The 6,181-nt window shown below is 46.0% G+C and carries 8 protein-coding genes; 6 read left to right on the top strand and 2 right to left on the bottom strand.

Features of this window, described 5'->3' with window-relative positions:
* Positions 1-174: 174 nt before the first annotated feature.
* Positions 175-480 carry a small RNA NsiR4-regulated ssr1528 family protein gene (locus QUB63_RS20955; RefSeq protein ID WP_332947233.1) on the top strand — a complete coding sequence of 102 codons (306 nt, stop codon included), beginning with the start codon at positions 175-177 and terminating at the stop codon, positions 478-480.
* Between the two features lie 82 nt (positions 481-562).
* A complete protein-coding gene (locus QUB63_RS20950) occupies positions 563-793 on the top strand; it encodes a hypothetical protein (RefSeq protein ID WP_332947232.1) in 231 nt (76 codons plus the stop codon).
* Between the two features lie 281 nt (positions 794-1,074).
* On the opposite strand, the gene QUB63_RS20945 is transcribed toward QUB63_RS20950, so the two are convergent.
* Both QUB63_RS20945 and QUB63_RS20940 read right to left on the bottom strand, forming a co-directional pair.
* Positions 1,075-1,989 (bottom strand): NAD(P)H-dependent glycerol-3-phosphate dehydrogenase, encoded by a 915-nt coding sequence (locus tag QUB63_RS20945; protein WP_332947231.1) that lies wholly within the window; start codon positions 1,987-1,989, stop codon positions 1,075-1,077.
* A 110-nt stretch (positions 1,990-2,099) separates the two neighbouring features.
* Positions 2,100-2,528, bottom strand: a complete 429-nt coding sequence (locus QUB63_RS20940) for an NUDIX hydrolase (RefSeq protein WP_332947338.1) — start codon at positions 2,526-2,528, stop codon at positions 2,100-2,102.
* 220 nt (positions 2,529-2,748) lie between these two features.
* On the opposite strand from QUB63_RS20940, the gene QUB63_RS20935 reads away from it, so the two are divergent.
* Genes QUB63_RS20935 through QUB63_RS20920 form a run of 4 tightly spaced genes read left to right on the top strand, consistent with a single transcriptional unit; the run spans position 2,749 to position 6,064 of the window.
* Complete coding sequence (locus QUB63_RS20935; RefSeq protein ID WP_332947230.1) at positions 2,749-3,669, top strand: alpha/beta hydrolase; 921 nt, start codon at positions 2,749-2,751, stop codon at positions 3,667-3,669.
* Between the two features lie 11 nt (positions 3,670-3,680).
* On the top strand, positions 3,681-5,360 hold the full coding sequence (locus QUB63_RS20930; RefSeq protein ID WP_332947229.1) for a phosphatidylglycerol lysyltransferase domain-containing protein: 1,680 nt from the start codon (positions 3,681-3,683) through the stop codon (positions 5,358-5,360).
* Positions 5,361-5,415: 55 nt separating this feature from the next.
* Positions 5,416-5,658, top strand: a complete 243-nt coding sequence (locus QUB63_RS20925) for a hypothetical protein (RefSeq protein ID WP_332947228.1) — start codon at positions 5,416-5,418, stop codon at positions 5,656-5,658.
* On the top strand, positions 5,651-6,064 hold the full coding sequence (locus tag QUB63_RS20920; RefSeq protein ID WP_332947227.1) for an aspartyl protease family protein: 414 nt from the start codon (positions 5,651-5,653) through the stop codon (positions 6,062-6,064). Before QUB63_RS20925 ends, QUB63_RS20920 begins: the two co-directional genes overlap by 8 nt.
* The last annotated feature ends 117 nt before the right edge of the window (positions 6,065-6,181 follow it).

The raw sequence follows: 6,181 nt of genomic DNA, 5'->3' as shown, positions 1-6,181 counted from the left end.
TTCGGGAAATGCCAAATCTTTCGGGAAATGCCAAATCTTTCGGGAAATGCCAAATCTTTCGGGAAATGCCAAATCTTTCGGGAAATGCCAAATCTTCGGGAAATGCCAAATTTGACAAAAATCAATAGTTCTCTGATAAAATGCTTCCACAGCAAACTTTGATATCACAGCACAATGTCTTCAGAAACAAACTCAGCGGCTCAATCTACAACTGGTGCAGATGCGATCGATGTGGCGATCGCCTCAGGAATCGACTTTGACGGCACTCCGATTCCGAAAGCAAAATTAGACCTGTACGAGAAAGTAATGGGATTAGAAGCCGGGAGACAGCGCAGCGGGGTGTCAAACACCATGCGATCGCGCATTGTCCGCATCGGTGTCAAACATCTGTCTCAAGCAGAACTCGATCCAATGTTAATTGCTGCTGACTTCGCACCGCTAAAAGACAAAGAAGTTGCGTTTTATTACGGCGGCAAGTAAAAATCATTTACCCTTTTAGACAGATGAACAGCCCTCCCCGGATCGGTCAAACTTGGGACAAATCATAGCGGAGGGTAAGTTTATGAGCACTAATGGCAGCACAGTCATCAGCAACCTTGAATACGATTTGCTAACAGTTTTGCAAAACAAGTCGGAAGCTTTGAAAGCCTACGAAAGTTACATGAAAGACGCTCAGGAAACAGGTTCTCAACCTTGTATGGAACTGTTTCAAAAATTGCAGCAAGCTGACATGGAACACGCCCAGGAAATTCGGCAGCACCTGCAAGAGGTAATGCAGAAAGGCAAGATGTAAACCTGTTTATCGTGTCCGGTAAATTAGCCGAAATATTCGTAGGGACGGGTTTCACCAACAATCTGTAATTCAAATCCAGAAGATTGAGCAACCCGCCCCGAGCGACTTTTCGCTCTCAGCAATTCAACGGACATGATATAATTGACAACTCGCAAGTCGCGATGCCAATTCTTAAAATTTGAGGTACGGGTAGGGACTGAAACAAAGTCCTTATTCTTCAACCCGCAGGCGAGTGGGTTTCGTTTGACAAGAAGCAGTTTCAACCGCCGAATCTAATAATTTTAAATCTCCGGTTTCAAAGCACGTTCCATCAGCGATAAAACGGCTTGTTCGGAAGTAATTTCACCGTTCAGCAAGCGGTAAACTTGACGGGAAACGGGGACTTCAATGTCGCGCCGCTCCGCTAAATCAATCAATACATTAGCAGTATTAACTCCCTCAGCAGTGCTCTGCAATTCCTGCACCACTTGTTCCAAAGATTTACCTTGGGCCAATCCAAAACCAACCCGATAATTGCGCGACAAAGGACTGTTGCAAGTAGCGAGTAAATCTCCCAAACCCGACAAACCGTAAAAAGTTTCGGCGCGGGCTCCCAACCGAACTCCCACCCGAATCATTTCCGGCAAAGCGCGAGTCAGCAAAGCAGATTTAGCATTAGTTCCTAATTGTAAACCGTCGCAAACACCAGCGGCGATCGCAAAAACATTTTTTAAAGTTCCGCCTAACTCAGTCCCCAGCGGATCTTGATTGACATAAACCCGAAAAATATCGGAACTGTAAATATTTTGCACTTGCTTCGCCGCCGCTAAATCCAAACTCGCCGCTACCGTCGCAGCCGGCAATCCTTGCTGAATTTCTTCCGAAAGATTGGGGCCCGAAAGTACGACAATTGAATTGTCAGGAAAGGCATTTTGCCAAATTTGAGACGGAGTGCGCGTCGTGGCGGGGTCTAAACCTTTGGTGACAGTAACTATAATTGTACTGGGATTTGGATTTAAGGCAAGCAGGCGATCGACTGTTTCTCCCACTCCTTTCATCGAAACTGCCGAAACCACAACATCCACGTTAGTTATAACCGATTCTAGACTAAAAGAACTGCGGCGCGACCACAAATTAATGCGATCGCCTTTTTTAGCTGCAAGATTTGCCAGGGCCGAACCCCATGCACCTCCGCCTAATATTGTCAAGCTTGCCATAAAATTTAATTGTTATGAATGAAACCGCAGATGCACGCAAATCAACGCAGATAAATCATAGCAATTCATCCGCGTTAATCCGCGTGCATCTGCGGTTAAAAACTCTTCTGCTACAAACGCGGCCGCAATCCGTAATGACGGTAGCGCCAATAATCGCGTAAAATGCTCTCGTGATCGAAACACAATTGATCGGGAATCTGCCAAGATTCAAAAACTTGTAAATTTTTAGCATCATCCGCAGCTTGAGGTTCGCCCGTTGCCGCAGCCAAGAATACTATACTGATTGTATGTTGTCGCGCGTCGCGATTTGGATCGGAATAAACGTAAAATTGCTCGATTAATTCTACATTCAAACTCGTTTCTTCTAAAGCTTCGCGTTTGGCGGCCGTTTCTACCGATTCCCCGTAATCGACAAAGCCACCGGGAATCGCCCAGCCGTAGGGAATATGGAGACGTTCTATAAGTACGATCGGGCGCTGCGGGCGATCGACCAATTCAATGATAATATCAACTGTAGGTGCAGGATTTCTATAAGTCACGGATTTGGTAATTGGTAATTGGGCATGGGGCATTGGGCATGGGGCATCGGGAATGGGGAATTGGTCATTGGGCATTAAGGATTTTATATGTAACAAATAACCCTTCGACTACGCTCAGGGCCCGCAAATAATAAATAACACATAACAGTCAACAGTCAACCCTCAACAGTCAACAGTCAACAGTCAACAGTCAACAGTCAACAGTCAACTAACAAACATTATGCCTAAATGGCTCTTAAAAGTTTTAGGTATCGGTGCGGGTACAATCCTCCTGCTAGGTGCGACAGGATACTGGTACGTCTTTATTGCCGGAGCACCCCAATTAGACCCTCCGAAAATCATAGCCGATGCCGACTTAAAATTTGAACTCAAAACATATAAAAGTGCAGCTATGAATTCAGAGCGCACCTACGGCTTAATCTTACCTCCCGGGTACGCAAAAAATCCCAAACAGCGCTATCCAGTGATTTTTTTGCTGCACGGCGGGCACGGAGACGCGCGCGCTTATCAAGACAAAGCTGCTGTTACTTCTGTGCTCCACGATTTATATAAAAGCAAAAGATTGCCGCCGTCAATTGTAGTTACTCCTGACGGAAATGACAAGCGGGGGACGAGCCCTTTGTGGGACCCGCAGTATTTTGACGGGCCGAACGGTAAGGTGGGAAGTGCGATCGGCTCCGAGTTGGTTCAAATCGTAAAATCGCGCTACAGAACGCTGGAAGACCCCAAATTTTGGGCAATGGGAGGACAATCTTCGGGGGGGTGGGGAGCTTTTAATATCGGTTTGCGATATTTAAATAATTTTAATATTCTGTTCAGCCACAGCGGTTATTTTACCGATCGAAGCGGCAAAGCTAACAGTCCTAAATATTTAGTGCCGAAACTTTCTGCAAAAGACAGACAGCGCCTGCGGGCTTATTTGGATGCTGGGGAAGGAGACAAGGATTTTCTGACTTCTACGCAACAGTTTCACGAACAATTAAACAGTTTGGGTATTGCCAACGAGTTTAACAAATTTCCGGGAGGACACGGGATTGTGGGCCCGGATGTCGGCTGGAATTATTGGCACAAGCATTTAGCCGATTCTTTGAGTTATGTTGGAAAACAGTTTAAGATATCACTGGCCGCACAGAAAAATTAGAAAGGTGAACTGTGTTACCCCAAGAAACTAGGATTGGACTCTGGACTGCATCATTTTTAACTGGATTGGTTGGAGTTATTAACCTGCTGTCTGCTGTAACTCCCAGTTTACCCGATCGCCGAAATTGGTTGGAACCGTTTTTTCCTTTTACCGTGCGGGCGGGCGGGCATTTTTTTGCAGCAGTTATCGGATTTATGCTGCTAACTCTGGCAACTAATTTGTTGCGGCGCAAGCGGATTGCTTGGTTGCTGACGGTGGGATTGTTAATTGCTTCTATTGTAGTTCATTTAGTCAAGGGATTGGATGTTGAAGAAAGTTTGCTTTCTGGGGTGCTGCTGTCTCAATTGTTGGTGATGCGGAAAAGTTTTACCGCTAAATCCGATCGCCCTTCAACAGCTCAAGGAATCCGAGTTTTGCTGGGCGCTTTGCTGTTTACCCTCGCTTACGGGACGGCGGGTTTTTATATTTTAGACGGGCGCTTTGAAGTTAACGAACGAGCGGTTAATTTCGATTGGGACGATGCTTTGTTCCAGACTTTTGCCATGTTTTTTACGGCGGATGACGCGGGTTTGGTGCCAAAAACTCGGTTTGCTAACTTTTTCGCGAATTCGATTTATGCTGTGGGTACAGTAACGATTGGTTATGCACTTTTTATGCTGCTGCGGCCGGTGCTGCTGCGAGATTCGGCAAGTATTTCGGAACGGAATAAAGCTCAAGAAATTGTCGCAAAATACGGGCGGACAATGCTAGCGAGATTGGCGCTGCTTGAGGATAAATCTTATTATTTTAGTCCTTCGGGTAAAAGTACGATCGCCTACGTGCCCAAAGGTAGAGGCGCGATCGCCCTGGGAGACCCCATCGGGCCGGCGGTCGACCGCAAAGAGGCTATTCTGGGGTTTCAAGAGTTTTGCGATCGCAACGATTGGTATCCAGCATTTTATCAAACTTTGCCCGACGATCTAGAAATGTATTCTAATCTCGGTTTTCGAGTGGTGCAAATTGGCGAAGAAGCTATTGTTGACCTCAAAAGTTTTAGTCTCAAAGGCAAGGCCAATCAAAACTTGAGAACTGCTATCAACCGACTGACAAAAGCCGGCCATCAAGTCAAATTTTACGAACCTCCTTTAAGTTTGGAATTGATGCGGAAAATGAAATTCGTCAGCGACGAGTGGCTGCAAATGGTTCAGGGTGCAGAAAAACAGTTTTCTGTGGGTTGGTTTGACGAGGCATATTTGCAGAAAACTCGCGCCGCAGCCATCCACACTCCCGACGGTAAAATTAGTGCTTTTGCTAATATGATATCTGTGGGCGATAAAGCGGTTGGAGTTGATTTAATGCGGCGCCGCACTGAGGTGGAAAATGGCACGATGGAGTGTTTGTTTGCTTCGATGTTGCAGCACTGTCAAGAGTTGGGATATGCAGAATTTGATTTGGGTTTGTCGGCTTTGGCGGGAGTTGGAGAAGCTGAAAAATCCGGGCGGTTGGAAAAGGTTTTGATTTATCTTTCGGAACACTTGAGCAAGTTTTATAATTTTAAGGGATTGCACAGTTTTAAAGATAAGTTTGGGCCGCAGTGGGAACCGCGTTATTTGGTTTATCCGAGTTTGGGAAGTTTGCCGGATGTTGTGGTTGCTTTGATTCGGGCTGATTCGGGCGATCGGCTTTTGGATTATTTGCGCCCGGGAGGATAGGCGATTTTAGATTGAAGGTTTTAACGCAGCAATTACCAACAAATAGGAGCAATTTATGAATTTGACGCTGAATCTATCACCTCAATTGGAGCAGTACCTCTTACAGTCTGCTGAGCGGCGCGGTCTTTCTGTGGAGGAAGTGACCTTGCAAATACTGATGGGATGTATGCAGAGTCAGGAACAGGATTTGATCGCATCTGGTGCGGTGTGTGAAGTTTGGTCTCCCTATGATGCGTTTGATGCTGCACAGACGATGCTGGAAGTTTTAAAGCAATCGAAAGCTCAAGAGGATGAGTAATGTGGAACGATTTTCTTTTGTATCTGTTAATAATGCTTTAGGGGAAATTGGATTTCGTCCTATTTTGCCAATTACTTTAGTTTATCAGAATGCTTCTGTGGTAGCTTCTGGGCTACTGGATACGGGGGCGAGCGTGAATGTCTTACCCTATAACGCAGGTGTCCAACTTGGTTATGAATGGGAGCGGCAGACTACTGTTCTTAGTTTGACGGGAAATTTGGCACAGTATGAGGCGCGCGTTGTGGTTATGCAGGGACAGGTTGGGCAGTTTGAACCCGTGCAGCTTGTGTTTGCTTGGACTCGGGCCCAAAATGTACCGTTGATTTTGGGTCAGGTGAATTTCTTTATGGAGTTCGATGTTTGTTTTTATCGATCGCAGTTGGCGTTTGATGTTAGTCCTCGTTAACTGGTTCCGAGGCGAGCACGAAAGGAACCCATATCCTCTTGCTCTGCCTCGGCTGAATAATGGAGGCTCTTCCTCCGGATCTGTGTTACCAGGCTCTGCCTGGTAACGAGTAAAAAC

Origin of the sequence: Microcoleus sp. ARI1-B5, assembly GCF_036705795.1 — a bacterium.
Taxonomy (GTDB): domain Bacteria; phylum Cyanobacteriota; class Cyanobacteriia; order Cyanobacteriales; family Microcoleaceae; genus Microcoleus.
Note: the sequence above shows the minus strand (reverse complement) of the source record. Positions and strands in the feature narration are given on the sequence as shown.